Origin of the sequence: Sorangium sp. So ce117 (assembly GCF_051524395.1) — a bacterium.
Classification (GTDB): domain Bacteria; phylum Myxococcota_A; class Polyangia; order Polyangiales; family Polyangiaceae; genus Sorangium; species Sorangium cellulosum_B.
In genome coordinates this window covers 9,116,043-9,140,817 of record NZ_CP150309.1, presented here as the reverse complement: position 1 = coordinate 9,140,817, position 24,775 = coordinate 9,116,043, and the positions used below count along the sequence as shown (strand labels likewise).

Sequence of the window (24,775 nt, the reverse complement as noted above, 5' to 3'; positions counted from 1 at the left end):
GCTTGAATGAGTCGCTCTGCCTACCGGCGGTGGCGGGGGTGACGCCGTGAAGCCCGGGAGACAAGGACTCTGCCATAGGAAGAGATGGCGGAGCACGAGTTAGGGCCGCTCTGGGGCGGTCAGCGTGCGCAGGGCTGCGGGCGGAGCCGCCCGCGCCCTCCGCGACCCGAGCCGGCCACGCCCCTGACGAGCGCGGAGGCTCGCCGCCGCCCCCTCAGAGCGTCGTCCCGCCCGCCGCCCGCGCGAGCGCCTGGTCGATGGCCCCCGGGCTGAACCCCACGAGGATCTGCCCCCGCACGTCGATGATCGGGATGCTGCCCCCGCGCTGGTGGCTCTTCGCGAGCTTGTCCTGCATCTCCGCGGCCGCGCCCGCGTCCTCCTCGATGTCCTTCACCACCGCGGCGATCCCCTTCGAGCGCAGGTAGTCCGCGGCCTGGTGGCACGGCTTGCACCACGAGGCTCCGTAGATGATCACCGTGACCCCCGCGAGGTGGCTCGGCGCGCCCGGCGCGCCGGCGCCCGCAGAGCCGCCGGGGCCCGGCGCCGCGGGCGGCGGCGCCGTCTTTGCGATGTGCTCGGCGCGCCGCTTCTCCAGCAGCGACTCCCATTCCCTCCGCGGCATCGTCCTGACCGCATACGTGCCGTCCGGCCGCTTCTGCGTCAGATCCGCGACGTAGAACGCGTCCCGCGTCCCCTCCGTCCGGTCGGAGAGCATGGCGCGCACGAGCGCGCGGCCCTCGGCCGGCACGTCGGCCGGGCGCAGCTCGACGTGCGTGTCGCCCTTCTCGTCGATCCACGTCAGCATCAGGTTCGCCGTGTCGTCGCGGAGCTCGAGCGGCGGCAGCTCGGCGACGGCCTGCGCGGGCGTGGTGCCGTCGTCGCGCTTCTCCTTGCATGCCGGGCCGAGCGCCGCCGCGGCGAGCGCGAGCAGCACCCCCGCGATCCGCGCCCCCCGCGACCCCCCCGCCCGCCGCTTCACGCCTCGCCTCCCGCCGTCGTCGCCGAGGCCCCGAGCTCCTCGCTGAGCGCCATCCACTCCGCCATCGCCGCGTCGACGCGCTTCGCGAGCGCCTGCTCCTCGCGCGCCGCCGCCGCGAGCTTCGCCCAGTCGCCGCCCGGGTCCTGCTTGAGCGCCTCGCGCATCTCCGCGAGCCGCGACTCGCCCGCCGCGATCTCCGCCTCCAGCTCCTTGACCCGCTTGCGCTTGCGCTCCGTCGCCCGCGCCGCCGCCTTGTCGCTCTCGAACGCCCGCCGGCGCGCCGCCGCGTCGCCCGCGCCCGCGTCGTCCGGCGGTGGCATCGTCGCGCCGCTCCGCCGCACCGCGCGGCCAGGCGCCTTCGCGCCCCGGTCCGCCGCCTCCGCCCGCGGCTCCTCGCGCGGCGGCGGCGCGCTCGCTGTCTTCCGCGCTCCCCGCGCGCCCTTCGCCCTCTCGCCCTCCTCGCGCGCGCGCTCCGCCTCCTCCGCCTCGGCCGCGAGCTTCTCGAGGTTGTCGCGGTAGTCGCGGAAGCCGCCGGGGTAGATGTCCACGCGCCCCTCGCGCACCGCGACGACGCGCGTCGTCACCGCCTCCAGGAACCGCCGGTCGTGCGAGACGAGCAGCACCGTGCCCTCGAAGCCCGCGAGCGCCTCCTCGAGGATCTCGGCGGCGGGGATGTCGAGGTGGTTCGTCGGCTCGTCGAGGAAGAGCAGGTTGCGCGGCTCGAGGAGCAGCTTGCCGAGCGCGAGCCGGCTCCGCTCGCCGCCGGAGAAGCCCTGCACCTTCCGGAGCGCGTCGTCCCCGTAGAACCGGAAGCGCGACAGGTACTGGCGTGTCGCGTCGACGTTCATGTCGGCCCGCACGCTGCGGATCTCCTCGACCGCGGTCCTCGACGGGTCGAGCGAGCCGAGGTGCTGGTCGAAGTAGCCCTGGCAGAGGTTCGTCCCGCGCCGCACGTCGCCCGCGTCCTCGGGCGCGCCCGCGCCGGCGAGCAGCTTGAGCAGCGTCGATTTGCCGGTCCCGTTGGGCCCCACGATGCCGACGCGGTCGCCGCGCCGCAGGAGGAGGTCCACGCCGGAGAAGAGCGTGCGCCCGCCGCGCGAGGCGCCGAGCCCGCGCGCGTCGAGCACGATGTCCCCGCTGCGCGGCGCGGGCGCGAACCGGAACCGGACCCTCTCGGCGGTCGCCCACACGTCCTCGGGCCGGTCGATCGTCTCGAGCTTCTCGAGCATCTTGCGCCGGCTCTGCGCCTGCTTCGTCTTCTGGCCGGCGATGTTGCGCCGGATGAAGTCCTCGGTCTTGGAGACGAACGCCTCCTGCCGCTCGGCGAGCTCCCGCTCCCGGGCGAGGTCCTCCTCGCGGGCGACGGCGTAGTCGCTGTACTTGAGCGGGTAGGCGCGGAAGCTGCGCTGCCCGAGCTCGAACGTGTGCGGGCAGACGGCATCGAGGAACGCGCGGTCGTGCGAGACGCAGAGGAGCGCGCCGCCGAGGCCCGCGAGGTGCTTCTCGAGCCAGGTGATGGTCTCGATGTCGAGGTGGTTCGTGGGCTCGTCGAGCAGCAAGAGATCGGGCTCGATGGCGAGCACGACGCCGAGCTGCAGGCGCCCGCGCTCGCCGCCGGACAGGCTCGAGACGGGGCGATCCATGTCGGCGGGCGAGAACCCGAGGTGGGCCGCGATGATCTCCACGCGGCGCTCGAGATCGTCGCCGCCGGCGATGTGGTAGCGGTCGGTGAGATCGCTGAGGCGGGCGAGATCGGCCTCGCTGCCGCTGGCGGCCGCGTGCTGCGCCGCGGTGAGGGCGTGGCGCAGCTCGAGCACCTCGGAGAACCCGGAGAGGAAGGCGTCGAGCACCGTGCCCTGGGCCGCGAGCTCGTGCGACTGCCGGAAGTACGCGAACCGGATCCCCTTGCGGATCACGACCGAGCCCGTGTCGGGGGTGAGCTCGCGGGTGACGAGGCGGAGCAGCGTCGATTTGCCCGCGCCGTTCGGGGCGACGAGCGCGGCGCGCTGGCCTTGCTCCAGGGAGAAGGTGATGCCCTGGAAGAGCCTGTCCGCGCCGTAACCGAAGCTGAGGTCGGCGACCTGGAGGACCGTCATTGCGGCCGAGTTCTAGCATGTGTCCGGCGCGCGCAAGGGCGCTCGGGGCGCGGGGCCCACACCGCGCGGACAGCGTGGATGACCGTGAGCGCTCGCCGCGCGGGCGATGAAGAGGCGGGGGCGCGCCTCGCCCGCCCGGGCGAGCGAGGCGCTCGGGCTCAGCCCTCGGCCATGACCGCCTTCACGGCCGGGCGCTCCATCATGCGGCCGAGCCATCCCTTCAAGCTCTTCAGCTCGGAGATGTCGATCTTGCCCGCCTGAAGGCCCCAGCCGAGAACGGACGCGAGGTCGAGATCCACCAGGGTACAGCGCTCGCCGGTGAGGTACTGGCGGCCGTCGAGGCGGCCGTCGAGGATGCGGAGCAGGCCGCGCGCCTCGGTCAGCGCCGCCTCGGCCTGCTTCGCGTCTTGCTGCTCCTTGGGGAACCAGTCGCTCGTGTTCTTGATGTAGCGGAACAGGGCGCTGGTCAGGTTGACCTGGCCCCAGACGAGCCACGTCAGGGCCGTCAGCTGCTCGGGCGAGCCGGGGGCCGGCCACAGGCCCTTCTCGACGCCGTAGCGCTCGCCGAGGGCGATCTGGATCGCCACCGACTCGAACATCGGGGTGCCGTCGATCACGAGGGTCGGCACCTGGCCATTGGGGTTGAGGGCGAGGAACTCCGGCTTCCTCTGGTCGCCGGCGCGCAGATCGACCCGGACGGCCTCGTGGGGGACACCGAGCTCGGCGAGCGTCAGGCGGATGCGCCCAGCGCTCGATTGGGGGGAGTAATAGAACGTGATGGTCATGGTTCGCCTCCGGCGCCCCTTGTAGTGGATCCGATTCGCCGCCGTCACGCTCATCGTGCATGGGACCGACAAGTTTCCTCGGGGCCCCGTCGAAACAGCGATGTTCCCATTCACGGTCTCACCACGCCCTCTCCACGCAGCGCAAGCCTCGAATGACCCCACCTGATCCCGGCGCGGCGACATCGTGCCAGTCCTCCTCAGCAGCGCATCCTCGCGATGGTGCCGTATCCTGCTGTATCCGAGCAGATCTTTCCTGTTGTGGACGAAGAGGGGAGCGCGCCTCGCGCCCGCGGCACTGTCCTTGCCCGTAGCGGGGGCGCCGCGCTCCGCGCACCGGAGCCGCGCTCTGGAAGGGAAACACGATGCGCAAAATGCTTCTTCACTTTCACGTCGTTCCGATCCTCCTCGCCCTCGCCGGCGGCTGCTCCGGCGAGAGCAGCCAGCAGACCGACACCGGCGGCACGCAGACCGGCGGCACGCAGACCGGCGGCACGCAGACCGGCGGTACGCAGTCGGAGCAGCCGCCGGGGCCGCTCGGGCCCGAGCAGCAGGCGGAGCTCAGCGCGCTGCTCGACGAGCAGGACTCCTCGGCGAACATGACCGCCGAGGACTTCGCCGCGAGGTACGCCGTCCCCTTCGCCACGGGCCTGCCCTACGCGCCTGCGGACGCGGAGGGCCTCTCGCTCGTCCAGGGCACCTCGCTCGCCCTCGACGAGGACGAGCTCGCGAAGCTCTCCGCGAGCGGCTTCGTCATCTCGGAGAAGAAGGCCTTTCCGACCTTCGTTTACGGCTACGCGAGCATCTATGCGCTCGATCTGCCGCTCTACGTGTCCGCCGACTCCATCCTGTACGCGGTCCACCGCTCGTACGACGCGATCCTGAAGGGCGTGGAGCTCGCCGCGCTCGCGCCGGAGCTCGGGGCGATGCTCGAGGAGATGCGCGCGCGGCTCGCCGCGGGCGCCGGCGGCGAGCTCGGCGCCGAGGCGCGCGCCGACGCGGACCTCTTCACCGCCGTGGCGCTCTCGCTGCTGAGCGACGCGCCCGTCGCGCCCGTGGCGGGCGCCGACGGCGCGAAGATCGACGAGCTCGTCGCGGGCGCCAAGGCGCACCAGGGCGCGGGCAAGGTGCGCCTCTTCGGCTCCGAGAGGATCATGGACTTCTCGCAGTTCGAGCCCCGCGGCCACTACACCGACTCGCCGGCGCTCCAGCGCTACTTCCGCAGCATGATGTGGCTCGGCCGCGTCGACTTCCGCTTCCTCGAGACCCAGCAGGACGGCACGCAGGTCCTGCAGCGGCGGCAGCTCGAGGGCGCCTATGTGCTGCGCGCCCTCGCCGACGAGGGCACCCTCGCCCGGTACACGCGCATCGACGACACGGTCCAGGCCTTCGTCGGCGAGAGCGACTACATGACGCTGCCCGAGCTGGACGTCCTGCTCAAGGACCTCGGCCTCGCCGGCGCCGCCGGCCTCGCCGGGCTCCCGGACGAGCAGATCATCGACGTCGTGGTGAAGAAGGGCCACGGGACGCAGCGGATCTCGAGCCACATCATGATCAACGGGCTCGGCAAGGGCACGATGCCGCTCTCGTCGAGCTTCGCGCTGCTCGGCCAGCGGTACGTCGTCGACTCGCATGTCTTCTCGAACGTGGTCTACGACCGGGTGAAGGGCGGCGCCGTCAAGCGCATGATGCCGAGCCCGCTCGACGTGGGCTTCGCCGCGCTCGGCAACGATCAGGCGGGTCAGCTGCTCGCGCCCGAGCTCGGGAAGTTCCCCTACGCGCCGGACCTGCACATGATGCGCGTGCTCGTCGACGCGCACCCCGGCGACTTCTGGAGCAAGAACCTTTACAACCACTGGCTCGGCGCGCTGCGAGAGCTGTCGCCGGCGAAGGCGCTCGCCGACACGACCGGGCTGCCCGCGGTGGCGAAGACCGAGGCGTGGGGCCGGCGCCTCCTGAACACCCAGCTCGCCTCGTGGGCCGAGCTCCGGCACGACACGCTGCTCTACGCCAAGCAGTCGTACACGAGCGGCGCCACGTGCGAGTTCCCGGACGCCTACGTCGACCCGTACCCGGCGTTCTTCGCGCGCATCGCCGAGCTGGCGGAGCAAGGCAGCCGCGCCGTCGAGGCGCTCGATCTGTCGGGCGCGCCGTCGCTGCCGGGCGCGCCGCCCTCGTCGCTGCTGGAGCAGCGGGTGCCGGCGTATTTCGCGAAGCTGCAGAGCGTCGCGCGGACGCTCGGCGAGATGGCCGAGAACGAGCGCGCCGGGGTGCCCCTCACCCAGGAGCACCTCGATTTCATCAACCAGGCCGTCCAGATCCAGCGCGGCTGCGGCTCGGACGAGGGGGCGGTGGGCTGGTATGCCGAGCTCTTCTTCGACGTCTTCCAGACCGTGGCCGAGGATCCGACGATCGCCGACGTGCACACGCAGCCGACCGACGAGGGCGGGGCGCCGGTCGGGCGCGTGCTGCACGTGGGCACCGGCCGACCGCGGCTCATGGTCGTCACCGCCGATCCGTGCGGCACGCCGCGCGCCTTCGTGGGGCTCGCCTCCTCGTACTTCGAGAAGATCACCGAGGGCTTCGAGCGCATGACCGACGAGGAGTGGGCCGGCGAGCTCCACCAGGCGACGCCTGACGACGTCGCCTGGATGAAGGACCTCGTCTCCCGCTGAGCCTGCTCGGGGAAGCGCGCCGGAACGATTCCACTTCGCTGGAATTGTGTCGTGTTGTGCCGGCGCGTCAGGGTGATCATGGTTTGTCTGCCCGCTCGCTTCGAGGCGCAGACAGACCGTCGTGTACACATCTCCATTGCAATTTTGCATCAGGCCCTGCGATACCTGAACAAGGGGGATCGCTGCGTTGCCATCCGGTTCAGGGGAGAGACCGGGCGAGCGAACGTCGCGGGAACGCGCATGATCAGTCTGTCCGAGTACGCGCTCACGGACGTGGTTCACGAAGGCAGGAGCGTCGTCGTTCACCGTGGTTACCGGAAGCAGGATGGCGCGAAGGTCATTGTCAAGCGGCTGAAGGCCGAGCTCCCCGACCCGACAGAGCTCGCGACGCTGCGGCACGAGCACGCGATCCTCAGGGAGCTCGCGATCGCCGGTGTCCCGAGGGTTCATGGGCTCGCGACGTCCGAGCGCGGCGTGGCGCTCGTCATGGAGGATACCGGCGGGCGGGTGCTCTGCGACATCCTGCGTGAAACAGGCCTCGATCTCCGGACCACGTTGGAGGTCGCCATCGCCCTCGCGGCCATCCTCGAGTCCCTCCATCAAAGGCGCATCGTCCACAGGGACGTCAAGCCGCACAATGTCCTCCTCGATCTGGAGTCGAAGGCGATCAGGCTCATCGATTTCGGCATCTCGGCGCGCCTCGCCCAGGAGGTCCAGGCGATCGGCAGCCCTGAATCGCTCGAAGGTACGCTCGCGTACATCTCGCCCGAGCAGACCGGCCGCACGAGCCGCCTCGTCGATCACCGCTCCGACCTCTACTCCCTCGGCGTCACGCTGTACGAGATGCTCACGAGGTCTCTGCCTTTTCGAGCGGTCGACTCCGTGGAGCTCGTGCACAGCCACATCGCGAGGACACCGACCTCGCCGTGCAAGGTGTCACCCGACGTCCCAAGGGCGGTGTCGGACATCGTCATGAAGCTCCTGTCCAAGGCCCCCGAGGACCGGTACCAGAGCGCTCACGGCCTCCGCGTCGATCTCGAGGCCTGCCTGTCTCAGCTCGTGCGGGCGGGGCGGGTCGAGCCGTTCCGCCTCGGAGGGCACGATCTCTCCGCCGAGCTCTGCATCCCGCAGAAGCTCTATGGCCGCGAGGCGGAGACCGCCGCGCTCCTGTCCGCCTTCGAGCGCGCGGCGCAGGGGGCGACCGAGCTCGTGATGGTCAGGGGCCCTGCCGGCGTCGGCAAGTCCGTACTGATCAAGGAGATACGGCACGCCGTCGCGCACCTGCGCGGAGGGTACTTCATCGCCGGCAAAGCCGATCAGCTCGACCGGAATGTCCCGTATGCCCCTTTCCAGCAGGCGCTCCGGGAGCTGATCCGGCAGATCATGGTGGAGCCGGCGGAGGCGCTGAAGGGCTGGAGAGACCGGATCACAACGGCGCTCGGGGAGAACGGGCAAGTCATGGTCGATCTCGTCCCCGAGCTCTCATGGCTGATCGGGCCGCAGCCGAGCGTACCGGAGCTCGGGCCGACCGAGGCGCAGGGCCGCTGCCACATGGTGTTTCAACGCTTCATGAGGGCGCTCGGGTCCTCCGAGCGCCCGTTCGCCTTGTTCCTCGACGACCTGCAGTGGGCCGATCCAGCTTCGCTGAACCTGCTCAAGGTCATCCTGAGCAACACGGGCGGCGCTCATCTGCTGGTGATCGGCGCGGCCCGGGATCAGGAGGTCGATGAGGGACACCCGCTCTCGTTCGCCCTCAGCGATATCCGGAGCGCCGGCGCGACCGTCTCCGAGCTGCCCCTCGGGCCTCTCGGCCTCGCCGACGTGAACCAGCTCCTGTCCGACACCCTGCACTGCGAGCCCGAGCGCGCGGCGCCGCTCGCCTCGCTCCTGTTCGAGAAGGTGCACGGCAACCCGTTCTACCTGACCCAGCTGCTCCGGCGGCTCCGCGAGCAGCAGCTCATCACGCTGGACCGGAGCGCGGAGGCATGGACCTGGGACCTCCGGCGTATCCAGGACACGCCCATCGCGGAGAACGTTGTCGAGTTCATGGTGGACAGCCTGCGAAGGCTCCCGGCCGAGACCCAGGAAGCTTTGAAGCTCGCCGCGTGCTTCGGGCACCAGTTCGATCTGGAGACGCTCGCGCTCGCTCGCGAGAGGCCCCTCGCGGAGACGGCCGCGCACCTGTGGGGGGCGATCGACGAGGGGCTCGTCCTGCCCCTCGGCGCCGACTACCGGTTTTACCATGATGGCGTCGCGCGAGACGCGGACATCCCGGAGCAGCCGGCCTGCAACGTCTCCTATCAGTTCCTCCACGATCGCGTGCAGGAGGCCGCCTACGCCCTGATCGAGCCCGCGCGGAGGCCCGAAGTGCACCTCAGGCTCGGACGGCTCTTGCTCGCCCGCCGCGAGGGAGCGAGCGGCGACGGCGAGACGTTCGCGATCGTCGACCACATGAACCTGGGCGCCAGCCTGCTTGGCTCCGAGGACGAGCGGATCGAGCTCGCTAGGATGAACCTCGCGATCGGCCGGAAGGCGAGGTCCGCGGCGGCCTTCGAGGCGGCGTTCAGCTACCTGGACGCCGGGATCTCGCTCCTCGACGGGCTCGCCGACGGCTGGGAGCAGGGCGGCGAGCTGACCCTCGCGCTCAACATGGATCTGGCCGAGTGCGAGTTCCTGACCCGCCGCTTCGAGCGCGCGCTCGCGCGGTGCGACGTCCTGCTCGGCCGTGCGCGAGAGCGGATGGAGAAGGTGCGCATCCACGAGCTGCGCATGACGGTGTACATGGCGCAGGGGCGTTATGCGGACGCCATGGCCGCCGGGCTTTCGGGCCTCGCGCACTTCGGGATCGAGCTGCCGGAGAGCGGCGAGCAGATCGCGGCGGTCGTGGAGGCGGAGCTCGCGGACGTGCAGGCCGGCCTCGGCGGGCGCCGGATCGAGGAGCTCATCGACGCGCCCCTGATGACGGACCCGGACAAGCGGGCCCTCATGAAGTTCCTCGTCATCATGCTCAATGCCGCGTATGTGACGAAGCACCCCCTCTTTGCTTTCCTCCTCGCCAGGCAGGTCAACCTCTCCCTGAAGTACGGCCACTCGGAGGGCTCCGCGAGCGGCTATATCACGTATGGGTTCTTCCTCTCGGTGGCCCAGGCCCGCTTCCGGGAGGGCTACGAGTTCGGCAAGCTCGCCATCGATCTCAACGACAAGCTCAACAACCGCGAGATGGTCTGCAAGCTGAACTCCCAGTTTGCGATGTCCCTCCATCGCTGCAGGCACATCCGCGAGGCGCTGCCTTATTTCGAGCGAGCCTATGACGCCGGCGTGCAGTCCGGCGACTTCTTCCTGCCCTATGCCTGCTTCCAGATGGCCGAGGCGCGGATCGCCCTCGGCGAGGAGCTCGGGAACGTAGGCGAGGTGATCGAGAAGCTCCTCGCGCTCGTGCAACGGCTCAAGGACATGCACTGCGCGGCGACGCTGCAGATCATGCTGCAGATGGTCGCGAACCTCACGGGACAGACCAAGAGCCGAGACACCCTGAGCGACGACACCTTCGACGAGGCCTCCTTCGCCGCGACGCCGGGGGACCTGCCGCTCGCCGCGCTCTGGTACCACGTGACCAAGGCCCAGCTCGCGTTCCTCTACGAGGATCCGCGGGAGGCCCTTGCGCGGGCAGATCTCGCCGCGCCGATGATGGCCATTGCCGGAAACATGCCGATCGTGGACATGCTTCCCTTCTACGCCGTGCTCTCGATGCTCGCGCTGCCGGACGCGGCCGAGCGGGAGCGGTACGGCGCCGCGATCGCCGCGCACGAGGCCCGGCTCTCGCTCCTCGCGGAGAGCTGCCCCGACAACTACCGGCACCGCCATCAGCTCGTGCTCGCCGAGACGGCGCGCGTGGCCGGGAAGGAGGTCGAGGCGATGGCGCGCTACGACGAGGCGATCTCCGGCGCGCGCCAGGGCGGGTTCATCCACGAGGAGGCGCTGGCGAACGAGCTGTGCGCGAAGTTCCTCGCGGCCGCGGGGAAGGTGAAGGCAGCGCGCGTCCACATGACCGAGGCGTACGACGCCTATCGGCGCTGGGGGGCGATCGCGAAGGCGTCGCACCTCGCGGAGCATCATGCCCATCTCCTCCAGGACTCCGCGCCGCCGTCAGGCGAACGGTTGACGTCGGTGTCGCTGCCCACCACCACCACGTCGAAGAGCGCGGCGCTCCTCGACGCGACGACGATCCTCCGGGCAGCGCAGACCATCTCCGGCGAGCTCGTGCTGGATCGCGTGCTCGAGCGCCTGATGGGGCTCGTCCTCGAGAGCGCCGGCGCGCAGCGGGGCGCGCTGCTGCTCGCGCGCGAAGGCCAGCTGCTCGTCGAGGCGACCGCCACGGTCGAGCCGAGCAGCGTGCTCGTGGGCCTCTCGCTCCCCCTCGAGCAGAGCGGCGACATCGCCCAGGCGGTGGTGCGCTACGTGGCCAGGACCAAGGAGCCCGTCATCCTGAACGCCGCCGCGCAGGACAGCCGCTTCGCCGCCGATCCGTACGTCATCGCGCGCCGCCCGCGCTCCGTCCTGTGCGTCGCGCTCTCGCACCGGGGCCGCCTCACGGGCGTGCTCTACCTGGAGAACAACGCCGCGTTCGGCGCGTTCACCGCGTCGCGGCTGGAGGTGTGCGAGATGCTGTCGTCGCAGGCGGCGATCGCGGTGGAGAACGCGCTGCTCTACGCGAAGGTCGAGGCGGCGAGCGCCGAGCTGCGGCGCGCCAACGAGGGGCTGGAGGGCGAGGTCGGGCGCCGGACCGCCGAGCTGCGGGAGGCCAACGGCAGGCTCGCGCGCGAGCTCGTGGAGCGCGAGCGCACGGAGACGATGCGCACGGCGCTCCAGGAGGAGATCCTGCGGGTCAAGGACGAGCGGCTCGCGGAGATGTCGACGCCGCTCATCCCGATCTCCGATCGGGTCGTGGTCATGCCGCTCGTCGGGACGGTGGACCCGCCGCGGGCGCTCCAGCTGATGGCGACGGCGCTCCAGGGCGTCCAGGCGAGGGGCGCCAGCGTCGTGATCATCGACATCACCGGCGTGAAGCTCGTCGACACCGAGGTCGCGAGCCTGCTGATCCGCACCGCGGACGCGCTGAGGCTGCTCGGCGCCCGCGCGGTGCTCACCGGGATCAGCCCCAGGGTGGCGCAGACGCTCGTGGCGATGGGCGTCGATCTCGGGCGCATGGTGACGAAGCAGACGCTCCAGAGCGGCATCGCCTACGCGATGGGGAGACCCGCCGCGGCATAGCGCGCGCTCGCGCGACGCCGCCGCGGCGATCTCGCCCTCGGTCGAACCACCGGTCTCCGGAGAAGGCGACGCATCATGCCGCTGCGGCCGCCGCCAGGAACGCCTGCGAGAGCTCCGACGGCGCCGGCAGCGCCGCGCTCGCGAGCCCTCGCCGCGCCACCGCGAGCCAGCGCATCGGGTCGGCGACCGCGCCGCTCGCGATCGCCGCGAGCAGGCGGCGGCGCATCCAGTCCTTGCGGCGGTAGAAGCTCGTGCCGTGCTCGGCCGTCGGGCGCGGGACGTAGCTCGCCAGCGAGACGTGGGTCTTCTCGTGGAGCAGGAGATCCGCCAGCGCCGTGAAGGCGACCGCGTCGTCGCGCAGGAGCACCGCGGTGAGCAGCGCCCGCACCCGCGCCGACGCGAGGTTCACGCTGATCCCGCTCCCGTCGGTGTGCGCCATCTCGTCGGGGCCGTAGAGGTCCTGGTGCACCCAGATCGGCGACGCCGGGAGGTCCGCGGACTCGGAGATCACCGCGTCGAGCCGCTCGATGATCGTCATGGCCGCGGCCACGGCGCGGACGCCGGGCACGTCGATCGCGGTCTTGAGCAGCGCCTCGCGCGAGGTGCGGGGCATCGGGCACGGCGCGGCGCCCGGCGCCCGCGGAGGCGCCCCGGCGGCGGCCTGGAGGGGCTGCGACGCCGCGCCCTCGCTCGCGAGGCGCCGCCAGAACGCCTGCGCGAGCGGCTCGTCGAGCGCGAGGTACACGAGGTCCCCGGACCGCACGCCGGCGGCCTCCGGCCCCGGACCGGAGGCGCCGAGCGGCCAGCGGACGGTGCTGCGGACCTGGCTCGACGACAGCGACGGCGCGGCCTCGAGGGGGCGGAGCGCGCCGGTCCGGTGCGCCTGGAGCAGCTCGCGCAGCGTCAGCGGCGCGCTCCGGTAGTGGACCTGGCCGAGCGGGGAGAGCGCCGCCCCCGAGGGCCGCTGGCCGGAGTCGACGACGATCGACCGGAAGAGGGGCGCGTCGAGCAGCCCGCTCGCGAAGCGGATGACCTGCTCGGGCGCCGCCACCGTGGGGGTGCGCGCGACCGGATCGAGCTCGTCCACCGCCTGCGCGGACGCGATCGTGATGCTCTCGCCGAGCAGCGCCGCGTGGAGGAGCCGGTCGAGGACCGAGGAGAGGCGGTGATCGACCGCGCGCAGGAGCTCGCGGTCGTACAGGGCGTCGCGCAGGACGAACCGCTCGAAGGCCGCGACGAGCGCCGCCTCGACCGCCGTGGACGCGGTCGCCGCGACCGCCGAGCGGCCCTTGTTGAGCGGCACGCCGAGCGGCAGCTCCGCGACCAGACCGAAGCCCGCCGCCGTGATCGCCCGCGCCAGCTCGCGGTGAAGCCCGAGCTCGGGGCCAGGGAAGGGATCGATCCGCGTCGTCACCGTGAGCCCCTTCTGGGTGATCGTGAGCTGCGGCTCGATGCCGTCGCCCCGGCCCACGAGCAGCTCGACCGCGCCGCAGAGCTCGCCCGACGGCGGGAGCCGGAGCGGCACCTCGGCGGCGCGGCGGAGGCGCCCGCGCGCCGTGTTGACGAGCGCGCCGTCCACGTAGATCCGCGCGACGGTCGCGTCGACAAGCCCCACCGCCGCGGTGACCTCCGCGGCGAGCGCGGGCCGCGAGATCGGCTGCGCGAGCGACAGCCTCACCGAGGTGCCCGTCGTCGGGCGGCGGGGCGGCTCGGAGGCGCGCTCGTCGACACGGCGCGCAGGGGCGCCCGCGCGGGCGCCGTCCGCGTACGGCGCGGGCGGGGGGCGGGGCAGGGACAGGAGCGTCCACGAGAAGTCCTCGTAGGGCGGCCCCCCGCCGAGCGGCGCGACGAGCAGCCGGTGCCCGCCCGAGGGCGTCGCCGTGACCACCTCGATCCACGGCGCGATCTCGAGCACGGAGAAGAAGCCGATCCCGTGCTCGCCGATCGCGTCGGGCTCGCCCGCCTTGCCGCTCCGGAAGGGCACGAGCAGGTCGGCGAGGAGCTCGGTCCGGCTCATGCCGCGGCCCTGATCGGTGACCGAGATCTCGCGCCCGTCCTCGGACGAGCGGACGTCGATGCGGGCGCCCGGCGGCGACGCGTCGAGCGCGTTCTGGAGCAGCTCGCGGAGCGGGCCGATCCGCGACGACGCCTGCGCGTAGATGGTGCGGGAGAGGATGCGCTGCGCGAGGTCGGGCACCGTGGCCTCGCCGCGGCAGGCGGCGACGAGCGCGAGGCGCTCGGCGCTGCTCGCCTGCAGGTAGGCCTCGGCGCGCCCGTGGATCCGCACGAGCAAGAGCTCCGAGAAAAGCCCGTACGAGATCTGGGTCATGGCTCGCCTCCAGACGTCCTTTCGCCGGGCCGGGGCGCCGCGAAGGCCGTCCCGTCCACGGGTTCGCCGACGATGAGATCGCGCTCGAGATCGGCCTCGCGCACCCCGGAGGCCCGGTCGAAGGCGGCCCGCAGCGCGTACCAGTCGCTCCAGCCCGAGGGGCGCCGCACCGCCGCGCTGTCGTCGCGGATGAGCAGGAGCCGGCGCGTGCCGAGGCACGGCAGCGGCCCCGCCGGCCGCCGCCCCGGCGCGTCGGGGAGCGGCGGCGCGCCCGGCGCCCGGCGCGCCGCCGCGCCCGCGCCGCGGTCCGGCAGGAGCCGGCTCCGGCAGAGGGCGACCATTGTCGTGTGCGGGCTCGTCGCCCGCGCGACGAGCAGCGGCAGCCCAGAGAGGTCGCCGCGGCGCCGCGCCAGGGCCGAGAGCGTCTCCGGCGCGTCGATCTCGAGCTCGTCCTCGAGCAGCTCGCGCTCGCCGGGCAGGTGCGGCTGCCACTCGCGCTCCGCCCAGAAGCTCTCCGGCACGAACAGCCGCTCGGCCACGCTCGGCCCGAGGAACCCGAGCAGCGCCTCGCGCCGCTCGGGGGTCACCATGCAGCGCCCGGGGCCGAGCAGGGCGCGCGCGAGATCGAGGGCGACCTCGTCCCAGCCCGCGGATTGCAGCATGAGCGCGCTGATCTGGGCGGCCATCTCGGCGAGCCTGTCGCGCGTGCGCCGGCCCTCGCCGCTCGCCGCGGCGAGCTCGATGAGGCGCCGGTAGAAGGCCGTCGCGACCGCGGTGAACTCGGGCCCGACCTTGAGCGCGTCTCGCCCCTCGGTCAGCTCCACGGCGGCCGGGAAATCGATGAGCGCGAGCTCGGCGAGGGCGAGGCAGGCATCGACCTTGACCCCGGCATGGAAGGTGGCCGCCGAGATGCTCGGGAGCAGCCCTCGCCCGCCGACGTGGAAGCGCGCGAGGAGCGCGTCGCCGAGGTGGGTCCGCGCCTCCAGCGCGGCCGCGCCGGTGGGCTGCGGCGCGACCTCGACCCGCTCCTGGATGAGCTGCCCGCCGGAGATCAGCCGGCCGTCGTTCACGGCCGCGCCGTCGAGCAGCACGAGGGCGCGGCTCGCGGGGAAGAAGTGGAGCGCGTCGCGCAGGTACGCGCGGACCGTGGCCGTCTCGAGCAGCGCCGAGGTGACGCGCACGCGCGTCCCGAGCAGCGGCGCGATCCGGCGCACCGAGCACATCAGGGCGGCGGTGAGCTCGGACGACGCGCGGCCGCGGGCTTGCCCGGGCTCCTCCGAGACGCTCGCAGGAGCGCTGCCCGCGTCGCCCGCGCTGGGCCAGGCCACGACGCGGATCGCCCATCCCTCGACGCCGTCGCCGGTGGTGACGTGCAGGCTGAAGCTCTCCGGATCCGAGAGCCCCAGCCCGAGCACGGAAAAGAACCCGACCCCGAACCGGCCGAGATCGATCCCTGGCCGCTTGTCCGTCGCGAACGGGATGAGCAGCCGTGAGAGGATTGCCCGGAGCCCCATGCCGGCGCCGGCGTCGCTGACCTCGACGCGCCCGTCGGTGACGGCGACGTCGACGACGGGCTGCGGCGCGCGGGCCGCGTCGGCGGCGTTGAGCACGAGCTCGATGAGCGGCCGGAGCGGATGCCCGAACTGCCGGCAGATCTCCTCGTCGAGGATCTTGAGCAGGTAGGCGCGGTCGATGGGCGGCTCCGCGAGGTCGCGCTGCCCCGCGCACAGCGCCTCGAGCGCGGGGCGGTGCAGGCCGACGGCGACGAGCTCGTGCAGCGCCCCCAGAAAGTACAGCCCGGCGTCGCCCGGCAAAGGCGCGGCGCGTCGGTCGCCGCCCCCGTCACCCCCCGCTCCGTAGTGCGCGTGCACGCTCGACTGCTCCCCCTCACGCCCGCCCTCGACATGCCCCTGCGCGAAGTGCGCGCACCCACCGTGCGAATGCGCGCCGAGTGAGCGCCGAGTGGCGGACGAGCGACGGCGCTTTCACCGCCCGTGCCGAGCCGAACCGTCGGGCGTCGACCGTCCGTCCTTCAGCGCGCGGCCGCCGGGGGCGTCGGCCTCTCGCCGCCTCGACCTACCCGGCGGCTTGGTGCTCGCGCGGCGAGCTCGGTGCGCCGCGCGCTTCGTCCTCGTCCGCGCTGCCCGCGCCCTGGGCGTCGCCGAGCCGCGCCGCGGCCCCGCGGGGGAGCGCTGCGCCCTGGGGGAGGGTGGTGCTCAGGGGCAGCGGCGTGACGCTCTGGGGCAGCGGCGTGACGCTCGGGGGCGGCGGTGTGACGCTCTGGGGCAGATCGGAGAGCTCGGGCAGATCGGAGAGCGCGAGCGCGCTCCACTTGCCGGGGGGCGGGATGGACGTCACGCCGGCGCGCTCCCGCTCCAGGCGCGCGTTCAGCTCGCCCCCGATGAGCAGCGCCAGCGCCAGGAGCCAGAGCCAGAACAGGAAGATCGCGACGGTCGCGAGGCTCCCGTAGAACGTGGCGTAGCGGCCGAGCGTGGCGACGTAGAGCGAGAAGAGGGTCGACACGGCGGACCAGAGCACCACCGTGAGCACCGCGCCCGGGAAGATCCGGCGTCGCTCGATGTTCGGGCGCTGGATCGAGATCCTGAAGAAGGCGGCGACCATGCAGATGACGAGGCCCCCGGGGAGGGCGAAGGCGACGATGCGGGCGCCGGTCGATCCGGAGAGCGTGCCGATCAGCACGCCCACGCCGGCGACCACGGGCACCACGGCCAGGCTGGCCATCACGCACGCCGCCGCGATCGCCCTGCGCACGTACCAGGGGCGCTCGCGCGTGTTGTAGATCGTGTCGAACACGCCCATGGCGGTCGAGAGCCCTGAGGACGTGATCCAGAGGAAGCCGGTGATGCTGATCGGCGCGACCGCCGACGACTGCGAGAGCCGGATGAGCTCCTCCGAGACGAGCTTCGCGACTTCCGGGGGAGCCGCCTGCAGGATCGGCCGCACCACCACATCCGACCACTGGTGGATCCGGCTGAGCACATAGCCGGCGAAGGCGGCGAGCGGGATCAGGCTGAGGAACGCGTCGAAGGCCATCGCGCTCGCGGCCCGCGGCCCGTTGTGGCGATCCAGGCTGACGATGACGCTCCACACCGCCTTCGCTGCGCGGTGGCGCGCGATCTGTTGCCGGATCGGAGCAGGCACGGAGGGCAGCGTCGCTCTCCCTCGTGCGGGGCGCAATACCATCCGCCCCGCCGCCGCGCGCGGCTCATCTCGGGACAGCGGCGATGTCCGTGCAGCGGCGCTCCGACGCTCCGGCGCGCGCCTAGGCGTCGGTGTTCCTGTCGGCGGCGAGGAGGCTCTGTACGGCGTAGGGCACCGACTCGACGCCGGCGAGCTCGGCGAGGGCGTAGGCGATGTGCTCGCGGCTCGCGTGCGGCGGGATGCCGACGATCGCCCAGGAGCCGCCCTCGCCGCGATGCAAGTTGCTCCCGCGCTCGACGCGCATCGCGGCGAGCGCGGGGTAGACGGCCACCGTCAGCCGCTTCGGCCGGAGGCGGTCCAGCGTGCGCATGGCGAAGGCGATCCGGTCGAACTCGCTGGGGTCCCGGTACTCGACGTGCCGCGCCCGGTCGATCTCCACATGATGGGCATCACGCTCGCGCACGTCGTGAGCATAGCCCAAGCGGGCCGCCGCGCCGCTCCGGCCTGCGGCCCCGGACGGCGGATCGAGCTGGCTCGAGCGAGCCGCGGGTGCCGGCGCCGGCCGGCCATGCTACGCGCCGAGGCGCCATGGACAGCCTCCCCCTGCTCGCCGATCACCCGTACGCCTCCTTCCTCGATCAGGTCGAGAAGCCCGCGCGCTACGCGGGCGGCGAGGTCGGCTCGGTCGTGAAGGACTGGGCGTCGGTCGAGGCGCGCGTCTGCCTGGCATTCCCGGATGTCTACGACATCGGGATGAGCCACCTCGGCTTCAAGATCCTTTACAAGCTGCTGAACGACGACCCGCGCACGCTGGCCGAGCGCTGTTATACGCCCTGGGTCGACATGGAGGCCCAGCTCGTGAAGCGCGGGCTGCCGCTCGTGTCCCTCGAGTCCGCGCGCCCGCTCAGGGACTTCGACGTCGTGGGCTTCTCCCTGCAGTTCGAGCTCACGTACTCCAACATCCTCACGATGCTGCACCTCGGCGGCGTCCCGCTGCGCGCGGCGGACCGCGGCGAGGACGACCCGATCGTGATCGCGGGCGGCCCGACGGCGACCCACCCCGAGCCGATCGCCCCCTTCCTCGACGCCATCGTCATCGGCGACGGCGAGGAGAAGGCGACCGAGGTCGCCCTCGCGTGGGCGCGGCTCAAGCGCGAGGGCGTGCCGCGGCGCGAGCGGCTCGTCGCGATCGCGCGCCTCGGCGCCGTCTACGTGCCCTCGCTCTACGCGACCCGGCTCGATCCCGACACCGGCTTCGAGGTCGTGGACCGCCCGCTCGCCTCCGGGATCCCGTTCCCGATCGAGCGCGCCCTCGTCGACCTGAACAAGTACCCGTTCCCCGACCAGAGCCCCACGGGCGGGCCCGAGGCCATCTTCGACCGCATGTCGATCGAGATCGCCCGCGGCTGCACCGAGGGGTGCCGCTTCTGCCAGGCCGGCATGATCTACCGGCCCGTCCGCGAGCGCGATCCCGAGCAGATCGTCGAGACCGTGATGCGCGCGGTGCAGAGGTCCGGCCAGGACGAGGTCTCGCTCACGGCGCTGTCGACCGCCGACGTCTCGTGCATCTCGCCGCTCATCAAGAAGGTCACCGAGCGCCTCACCGCCGAGCGCATCTCGCTCGGCGTCTCGTCGCTGCGCGCCTACGGGCTCGAGCCCGACCTCCTCGACGAGCTCAAGCGCGTGCGCGCGACCGGCCTCACGTTCGCGCCGGAGGCGGGCTCCCAGCGGATGCGCGACGTCGTGAACAAGAACGTCACGGAGGAGCAGCTCCTCGAGACGGCCGAGCGCGTGTTCAGCCGGGGCTGGGGCAAGATGAAGCTCTACTTCATGATCGGCCTGCCGACCGAGACCGACGAGGACGTGCGCGGCATCGTCGAGACGGGCGCCCGTGCGGCCGGCGCCGGGAGGAAGGCGGCGGGCAAGGGCAAGCCCGTCGACGTGACGGTCAGCGTCTCGACCCACGTGCCGAAGCCTCACACGCCCTTCCAGTGGGCGGCCATGGACACGCTCGGCGAGGTCGGGCGCAAGCAACGGCTGCTCAAGGACACGGTGCGGCCGTACCGCGCCGTCACGCTGAAGACCCACGAGGCTCACGCCAGCGTCCTCGAGGGCATCTTCGCCCGCGGCGACCGCCCCCTCGCCGACGTCCTCGAGCGGGCCTGGCGGCACGGCGCCCGCTTCGATTCGTGGGAGGACAGGCTCGATCTCGGCGTGTGGGAGGAGGCGTTCACGCACGTCGGCGTCGACCGCGAGAAGTACCTCGGCACCCTCCCGGTGACGGCGCGGCTGCCCTGGGATCACATCGACGTCGGCCTCGAGGAGGGCTTCCTCGCGAAGGAGTACAGGAAGGCGCTCCAGAGCCGCCTCAGCCCGCCGTGCGGCAAGGTCGCCGGCATGTTCGTCCACCACACGAACCTCGACGACGCCAAGGCCGACGCGCGGCGGCTCGTCTGTTACGACTGCGGCGTCGCCTGCGACATGACGCAGATGCGCGAGGAGCGGCTCACCTTCCTCGATCGGCTCGGCGCCCACCGGCGCTCGCTGCCGGTGCTCACCGACGCAGGCGCCGCGCCGCCCGCGGCCGCCGCGGGTCCCTCTGGCGCGTCGGTGAACGACGGCGGCGCGGAGCGGGAGAGCGACGGCGGCGCGGAGCGGGAGAGCGTCGCTGCCACGGAGCCGAAGAGCGGCGACGCCAGGGAGCCCTCGCGCGCCGAAGCGGAGGCGCCCCACCGCGCGCGGCGGATCGCGCCTGCGCCGAAGGGGCGCGGCGGCTTCCGCTACCGCTTCCGCTTCGAGAAGGCCGGGCCGATGGCGCTGCTCGGCCACCTCGACGTCGTGCGCGAGCTGCCCCGCGTGCTCCGGCGCGTCGGCGCGCCGATGACCTACACCGCGGGCTTCCACCCGAAGCCCGACATGACCTTCTCGCCGGCGCTCTCGCTCGGCGTGATCAGCCTCGACGAGTACGTCGACCTCCGCCTCGAGCGCGACCTCGATCCCGCCGCGCTCGATGCGCTCGTCGCCGCGATGTCGGCCGCGAGCCCGCGCGGGCTCGTGTTCAGCGGCGCCGTCAAGCTCGGCCCGGAGGACCCGGCCCTGAGCAAGCTCATCGCCGGCGCGCGCTACGCGCTCGCCTTCGCGCGCTCCGCGATCGGCGGCGACGCGGAGGCGCTCCTCGCCGCCCGCTGCAGCGCTGCCCTCTCGGCGGAGTCGCTCCCGATCCGCCGGGAGATCGACCGGCTCGCCAAGATGGTCGACGTGCGCCAGTACCTCGTGCGGGCCGAGGTCGGCGGGCCCGAGGTCCACGCGGCGCTCGCGCGCGCCGGGCTCGTCGGTGATCTCGTCGCCCTCGAGGTCGAGGTCGATATCCGCGGCTCGGGTGCGGTGAAGTCGTCCGAGGTCGCGGCGGTGATCACGGGAGAGCCGGGGGAGGCGCCGGGCGCGATCACGCCGCCGCCGCACCGCGCCGTGCGGCTTCAGCTGTTCGGTCGTACCTCGCCGGCGGGCTCCGTAGCGGGCGAGCGCTTCTCGCTCTTCGATCTCGAGCGGGCGCGCCGCGTCAAGCCGGCTCCGGAGCAAACACCGGCCCTCCCGCTCGCCGCGGACGCCGAGTGAGCCAGCCCGGGACGGTCGTGTCGTAAAGATCCTCCCGGCGACGGCGGCAGCGGCGCACGGAGCGCGGGGGCGCGGAGCGCGGAGCGCGCGCGGGCGATCGCTCGGGGATCGGCTACGCTGCGCTTTGCTTTATGGAAAAGGAGGGTCACGAGGCGGCATGCTGCGCGGCGCGCCTGGCCGCGGCGGGGGCGGTCGGCGCGAGCGTCGCCCACGAGCTGCGCAACGCCCTCGCGGTCGCGGAGTCGTCGCTCTACCTGGCGCAGCGCGACCTCGACGATCGGCCTCGCCTGCTGCGCCACCTCGACCGCGTGACGTGCGAGATCCGCAAGGCGCACGAGGTCATCGGCAGCGTCCTCGGGCTGGCGCGCGGCGAGCCGCTGCGGCGCGAGGCGGCGCACCTCGGCCGGCTCATCGAGAGCGCGCGGCACGCGCTGGTGCTGCGCACGGCGGTCCGGTTCGAGGTCGCCGTCGCGCCGGCCGACCTCACGCTCCTGTGCGACCCGATCCTGCTCGAGCGCGTCTTCTCGAACCTCTACCTCAACGCGATCGAGGCGTTCGAGGGGCCCGGCGGCGAGATCGTCACGCGGGCGTGGAGGGGCGACGAGCGCACGCACCTCGAGATCGAGGACAACGGCCCCGGCGTTCCTCCGTGCGTGGCCGCCCACCTCTTCGAGCCGCTCGTGACCGCCAAGGTGAAGGGGACCGGCCTCGGCCTCGCGCTGAGCCGGGTCATCGTCGAGGCGCACGGCGGCGAGATCACCGCGACGGCGGGCCGATGCGGGGGCGCGGCGTTCCGCATGTGGTTGCCGAACGCGTGACGGGCGCGGAGCGTGGCGAGCTCCCCGGGGCGCATCCCCGGCGTGCTATCGTCCTCTCATGCAGGTGAAGCGCCGGACGGCGGAGCGCGGCCCTTTTCGCGCGGAGCACCTCCGCGCGGGGGATCCGTACGAGCTGTCGAACGGCCACCCCGTCTACTGCGCCCCCACGGGGGGGCGTGCCTCGGGGCCGAACCACCTGGGCAGCTCGGTCGTTGGGTGGGACCCGGCGGTCAAGGAGGTGGGCGTGGACACGGGGTACTCCCCGGATCCGGGCACCCTCCGCGCGCCGGACGTCGCGGTGGGGAACGTCCCCGACAGGCCGGGCTGGGTGAAGGGCGTGCCGGAGCTCGCGATCGAGTACGCCGACGTGAGGCAGGACGAGGAGGCGCTGAAGGAGAAGATCGCCGACCTGCTCGCGGCCGGTACGAAGCTCTTGTGGGTGGTGCGCCTCACCGGTCCACGGCGGGTCGAGGTGCACGAGCCCCGCCGGAAGGTGCGCGTCGCGCTCCCCGGGGAGCTGCTGAGCGCGCCGGGCATCCTGAAGAACGCGGTCCGGGTCGAGGCGCTCTACGACCGGAGCGAGGCGGAGAAGAGCACGCTGACCAACCTCCTCCAGCGGCGCGGATACGAGGATCTCGACGCCGTTCTCGATGCAGGGCGCGAGCAGGGGCGCGAGGAAGGACGCGAGCAGGGGCGCGAGGAAGGCCGCGAAGAGGGGCGCGAAGAGGGGCGCGAGGAAGGCCGCGAAGCGGGGCGCGAGGAGGGGATCCTCGAGGGCAAGCGCGACGCGCTGAGGCGTGTCCTCGCTCGGCGAGGATTGCCGCTCACGAAGGCGGCCGCGGCGAAGATCTCGTCGTGCAGGAGCGAGCGCGAGCTCGACCGCTGGCTCGACCGCGCCCTCGTCGCGTCGGCCACGGCGGAGGTGTTCCGCCGCGCGGGCCGTTGACCCGGGCCCGCGCGCCGCACGGATCAGGCGCGGCCGCGGCCGCGGACGAGCTCGGCGATGGCCTCTCCCAGGCCCTCCAGCGTGAGCGCGAACATCGGGAAGATGCTCTTGATGGCGTCGACGGTCGGGTGGGGGTAGGGGCCGATCCCGTCCGGGTTCAGCCACACGGCGCGGTCGAAATGGTCGCGGAGCATCATCAGCCAGGCGACGCCGGGCAGCCGCGCGTCGGGGTCGAACGAGGAGCCCGCGCCGCCGCCGGAGCCCGATGAGCCGAGCAGCTCGTAGGGCGCCATCGAGGCGTCTCCGACCATCACGAGCTTGTGGTGCTTGCCGCACTCGCGGAGGAGCTCGCGCACCGGGACGGGGTCGAGGAGCCCCTCGGTCCTGAAGACCCTCTCGTAGACGCAGTTGTGGAAGTAGTAGCTCCTCAGCTCCTTCCAGTGCGTCGCGCGCTTCGCCGCGCTGAAGAGCTGCGACACGAGCGCGGCGCTGGGATCCATCGAGCCGCCCACGTCCATCATCAGGATCACGCGCGTGTTCGGCCGGCGCGGGGGCCTCGTGACGATCTCGATCTCGCCCGCGTTCCTGGCCGTCGCGTCGATCGTCGCCTCGATGTCGAGCTCGCGATCGCCGCCCTCGCGCGCGAACGCGCGCAGCTTGCGCAGCGCCACCTCGACCTGGCGCACGTCGAGCGTGAGATCGCTGCGGTAGGGGCGGTAGCGGCGGGCGTCGGCGTTCTGCACGGCGCCGCTGCGCCCGCCCGCGGGGCCGCCGACCTGGATGCCGCTCGGATGGAAGCCGCCGCGGCCGAACGGTGAGGTGCCGCCGGTCCCGATCCACCGGCTGCCCCCGTCGTGGCGCTCGCGCTGCTCGCGGAGGCGCTCCTCGAACCGCCGGAGCACCTCCTCCAGATCGAGCTCCTCGATCATCGCCCTCTCCTCGTCGGAGAGGGCGCGCATCTTGATGGGATCCCGGAGCCACGAGAGGAGCTCTTCCGTCACCGCCTTGGCCTCCACGTGCACGCCGCGGAAGTGCTGGGCGAACGCCAGATCGAAGTCGTCGAGGTGCGCCTCCGAGTGGACGAGCATCGCCCGCGCGACGTGGTAGAAGCCCTCGAGCGAGCTCTCATGGAGGCCCGCGGCGAGCGCGCGCGCGAGGCCGACCGCCTCCTGGGCGCCGACCGGGACCTTGCGGGCCCGGAGCTCGTAGAGGAACGCGACGAACATCGCTACGACCGGAACCGCCTGCCGCCCGCCAGCTGATCGGCCAGCGCGACAATGTCCTGCTCCTTCTTGAGCAGCGCGCCGAGGAACGGCAGCGCCTTGTCGAGCTTCACCTCGCCCACGCCCGCCCTCCGCAGGACGGCGATCCAGTCGATGAGCTCGCTCGTCGAGGGGCGCTTCCGGATGCGGGTGTTCTTCCGGATCTCGTAGAAGACCTGCATCGCCTGGTCGGCGAGCGCCCGATCGAGATCGGGGTGGTGAACGTGGAGGATCTCCCGCATGAGCTCGGGCTCCGGGAAATCGATGAAGTGGAAGACGCAGCGGCGCAGGAACGCGTCCGGCAGCTCCTTCTCGTTGTTGCTGGTGATGATGACGACGGGCCGCTCCCGCGCGGCGATCTCGTCGCCGGTCTCGGCGATGCGGAAGCGCATCCGATCGAGCTCGTGGAGGAGATCGTTCGGGAACTCGAGGTCCGCCTTGTCGACCTCGTCGATGAGGAGCACGACGCGCGCCGAGGCGTTGAACGCCTTCCCGAGCGGGCCGAGCTTGATGTACCGGCGGATGTCGCGGACGTCGCCGTCGCCGAAGCGCGCATCGTAGAGCCGCTGCACGGTGTCGTAGACGTAGAGCCCGTCCTGGGCCCGCGTGGTGCTCTTGACGTGCCAGGTGATGAGCTCGGCCGACAGGCTCCGCGCGATGGCCTCGGCGAGCAGCGTCTTGCCGGTGCCGGGCTCTCCCTTGACGAGGAGCGGCCGCTCCAGGACCAGCGCGCAGTTGACGGCGGCCTCGAGCGCCTCGCTCGTGAGGTAGCGTTCGGTGCCGCGGAAGCGGCGGAAATCGGACATGCCGGAACGGTAGCATCCCCCGCCGATCGCGGCG

At 72.5% G+C, this 24,775-nt stretch carries 14 protein-coding genes; 5 read left to right on the top strand and 9 right to left on the bottom strand.

Features of this window, described 5'->3' with window-relative positions; genetic code table 11:
* Positions 1–214 precede the first annotated feature (214 nt).
* The 3 genes from WMF46_RS34240 to WMF46_RS34230 form a co-directional block, all read right to left on the bottom strand.
* Positions 215–979 (bottom strand): glutaredoxin domain-containing protein, encoded by a 765-nt coding sequence (locus tag WMF46_RS34240; RefSeq protein WP_437981044.1) that lies wholly within the window; start codon positions 977–979, stop codon positions 215–217.
* Positions 976–3,075, bottom strand: coding sequence for an ABC-F family ATP-binding cassette domain-containing protein (locus tag WMF46_RS34235; RefSeq protein WP_437981043.1), 2,100 nt, complete (start codon positions 3,073–3,075; stop codon positions 976–978). Before WMF46_RS34235 ends, WMF46_RS34240 begins: the two co-directional genes overlap by 4 nt.
* Before the next feature lie 158 nt (positions 3,076–3,233).
* Positions 3,234–3,860: a glutathione S-transferase family protein gene (locus WMF46_RS34230; RefSeq protein WP_437981042.1), complete on the bottom strand. Its 627-nt coding sequence runs from the start codon at positions 3,858–3,860 to the stop codon at positions 3,234–3,236.
* A 371-nt stretch (positions 3,861–4,231) separates the two neighbouring features.
* Between WMF46_RS34230 and WMF46_RS34225 the strand changes: the two genes are divergently transcribed.
* Together WMF46_RS34225 and WMF46_RS34220 are read left to right on the top strand one after the other, a co-directional pair.
* Entirely contained in the window at positions 4,232–6,532 is a 2,301-nt protein-coding gene (locus tag WMF46_RS34225) for a DUF3160 domain-containing protein (RefSeq protein WP_437981041.1), read from the top strand.
* A gap of 240 nt (positions 6,533–6,772) precedes the next feature.
* The gene (locus WMF46_RS34220) at positions 6,773–11,803 is read left to right on the top strand and encodes an AAA family ATPase (RefSeq protein WP_437981040.1); all 5,031 of its coding nucleotides are present in this window, start codon (positions 6,773–6,775) and stop codon (positions 11,801–11,803) included.
* A 73-nt stretch (positions 11,804–11,876) separates the two neighbouring features.
* On the opposite strand, the gene WMF46_RS34215 is transcribed toward WMF46_RS34220, so the two are convergent.
* From WMF46_RS34215 to WMF46_RS34200, 4 genes are all read right to left on the bottom strand, one after another.
* Positions 11,877–14,132, bottom strand: coding sequence for an ATP-binding protein (locus WMF46_RS34215; RefSeq protein ID WP_437981039.1), 2,256 nt, complete (start codon positions 14,130–14,132; stop codon positions 11,877–11,879).
* Positions 14,129–16,003, bottom strand: a complete 1,875-nt coding sequence (locus tag WMF46_RS34210) for an ATP-binding protein (protein WP_437981038.1) — start codon at positions 16,001–16,003, stop codon at positions 14,129–14,131. The genes WMF46_RS34215 and WMF46_RS34210 overlap by 4 nt, the downstream gene beginning before the upstream one ends.
* 205 nt (positions 16,004–16,208) lie before the next feature.
* Positions 16,209–17,294, bottom strand: coding sequence for a YihY/virulence factor BrkB family protein (locus WMF46_RS34205; protein WP_437981037.1), 1,086 nt, complete (start codon positions 17,292–17,294; stop codon positions 16,209–16,211).
* Positions 17,295–17,415: 121 nt separating this feature from the next.
* Positions 17,416–17,757, bottom strand: a complete 342-nt coding sequence (locus tag WMF46_RS34200) for a hypothetical protein (protein ID WP_437543960.1) — start codon at positions 17,755–17,757, stop codon at positions 17,416–17,418.
* A gap of 125 nt (positions 17,758–17,882) precedes the next feature.
* Here WMF46_RS34200 and WMF46_RS34195 point away from each other — a divergent pair, with 125 nt between their 5' ends.
* From WMF46_RS34195 to WMF46_RS34185, 3 genes are all read left to right on the top strand, one after another.
* Positions 17,883–20,909 (top strand): TIGR03960 family B12-binding radical SAM protein, encoded by a 3,027-nt coding sequence (locus WMF46_RS34195; RefSeq protein WP_437981036.1) that lies wholly within the window; start codon positions 17,883–17,885, stop codon positions 20,907–20,909.
* A 131-nt stretch (positions 20,910–21,040) separates the two neighbouring features.
* On the top strand, positions 21,041–21,727 hold the full coding sequence (locus WMF46_RS34190; RefSeq protein ID WP_437981035.1) for a sensor histidine kinase: 687 nt from the start codon (positions 21,041–21,043) through the stop codon (positions 21,725–21,727).
* 58 nt (positions 21,728–21,785) lie between these two features.
* Entirely contained in the window at positions 21,786–22,673 is an 888-nt protein-coding gene (locus tag WMF46_RS34185; protein WP_437981034.1) for a Uma2 family endonuclease, read from the top strand.
* Positions 22,674–22,696: 23 nt separating this feature from the next.
* On the opposite strand, the gene WMF46_RS34180 is transcribed toward WMF46_RS34185, so the two are convergent.
* Together WMF46_RS34180 and WMF46_RS34175 are read right to left on the bottom strand one after the other, a co-directional pair.
* A complete protein-coding gene (locus tag WMF46_RS34180) occupies positions 22,697–23,899 on the bottom strand; it encodes a vWA domain-containing protein (RefSeq protein ID WP_437981033.1) in 1,203 nt (400 codons plus the stop codon).
* 2 nt (positions 23,900–23,901) lie between these two features.
* The gene (locus WMF46_RS34175) at positions 23,902–24,741 is read right to left on the bottom strand and encodes an AAA family ATPase (RefSeq protein WP_437981032.1); all 840 of its coding nucleotides are present in this window, start codon (positions 24,739–24,741) and stop codon (positions 23,902–23,904) included.
* Positions 24,742–24,775 lie beyond the last annotated feature (34 nt).

Excerpts from the sequence above, each read along its gene's own strand:
- WMF46_RS34215 (WP_437981039.1), bottom strand. The coding sequence starts at position 14,132 with ATGACCCAGATCTCGTACGGGCTTTTCTCGGAGCTCTTGCTCGTGCGG.
- WMF46_RS34225 (WP_437981041.1), top strand. The coding sequence starts at position 4,232 with ATGCTTCTTCACTTTCACGTCGTTCCGATCCTCCTCGCCCTCGCCGGC.
- WMF46_RS34195 (WP_437981036.1), top strand. The coding sequence starts at position 17,883 with ATGGACAGCCTCCCCCTGCTCGCCGATCACCCGTACGCCTCCTTCCTC.
- WMF46_RS34185 (WP_437981034.1), top strand. The coding sequence starts at position 21,786 with ATGCAGGTGAAGCGCCGGACGGCGGAGCGCGGCCCTTTTCGCGCGGAG.
- WMF46_RS34180 (WP_437981033.1), bottom strand. The coding sequence starts at position 23,899 with ATGTTCGTCGCGTTCCTCTACGAGCTCCGGGCCCGCAAGGTCCCGGTC.
- WMF46_RS34220 (WP_437981040.1), top strand. The coding sequence starts at position 6,773 with ATGATCAGTCTGTCCGAGTACGCGCTCACGGACGTGGTTCACGAAGGC.
- WMF46_RS34230 (WP_437981042.1), bottom strand. The coding sequence starts at position 3,860 with ATGACCATCACGTTCTATTACTCCCCCCAATCGAGCGCTGGGCGCATC.
- WMF46_RS34235 (WP_437981043.1), bottom strand. The coding sequence starts at position 3,075 with ATGACGGTCCTCCAGGTCGCCGACCTCAGCTTCGGTTACGGCGCGGAC.
- WMF46_RS34175 (WP_437981032.1), bottom strand. The coding sequence starts at position 24,741 with ATGTCCGATTTCCGCCGCTTCCGCGGCACCGAACGCTACCTCACGAGC.
- WMF46_RS34190 (WP_437981035.1), top strand. The coding sequence starts at position 21,041 with ATGGAAAAGGAGGGTCACGAGGCGGCATGCTGCGCGGCGCGCCTGGCC.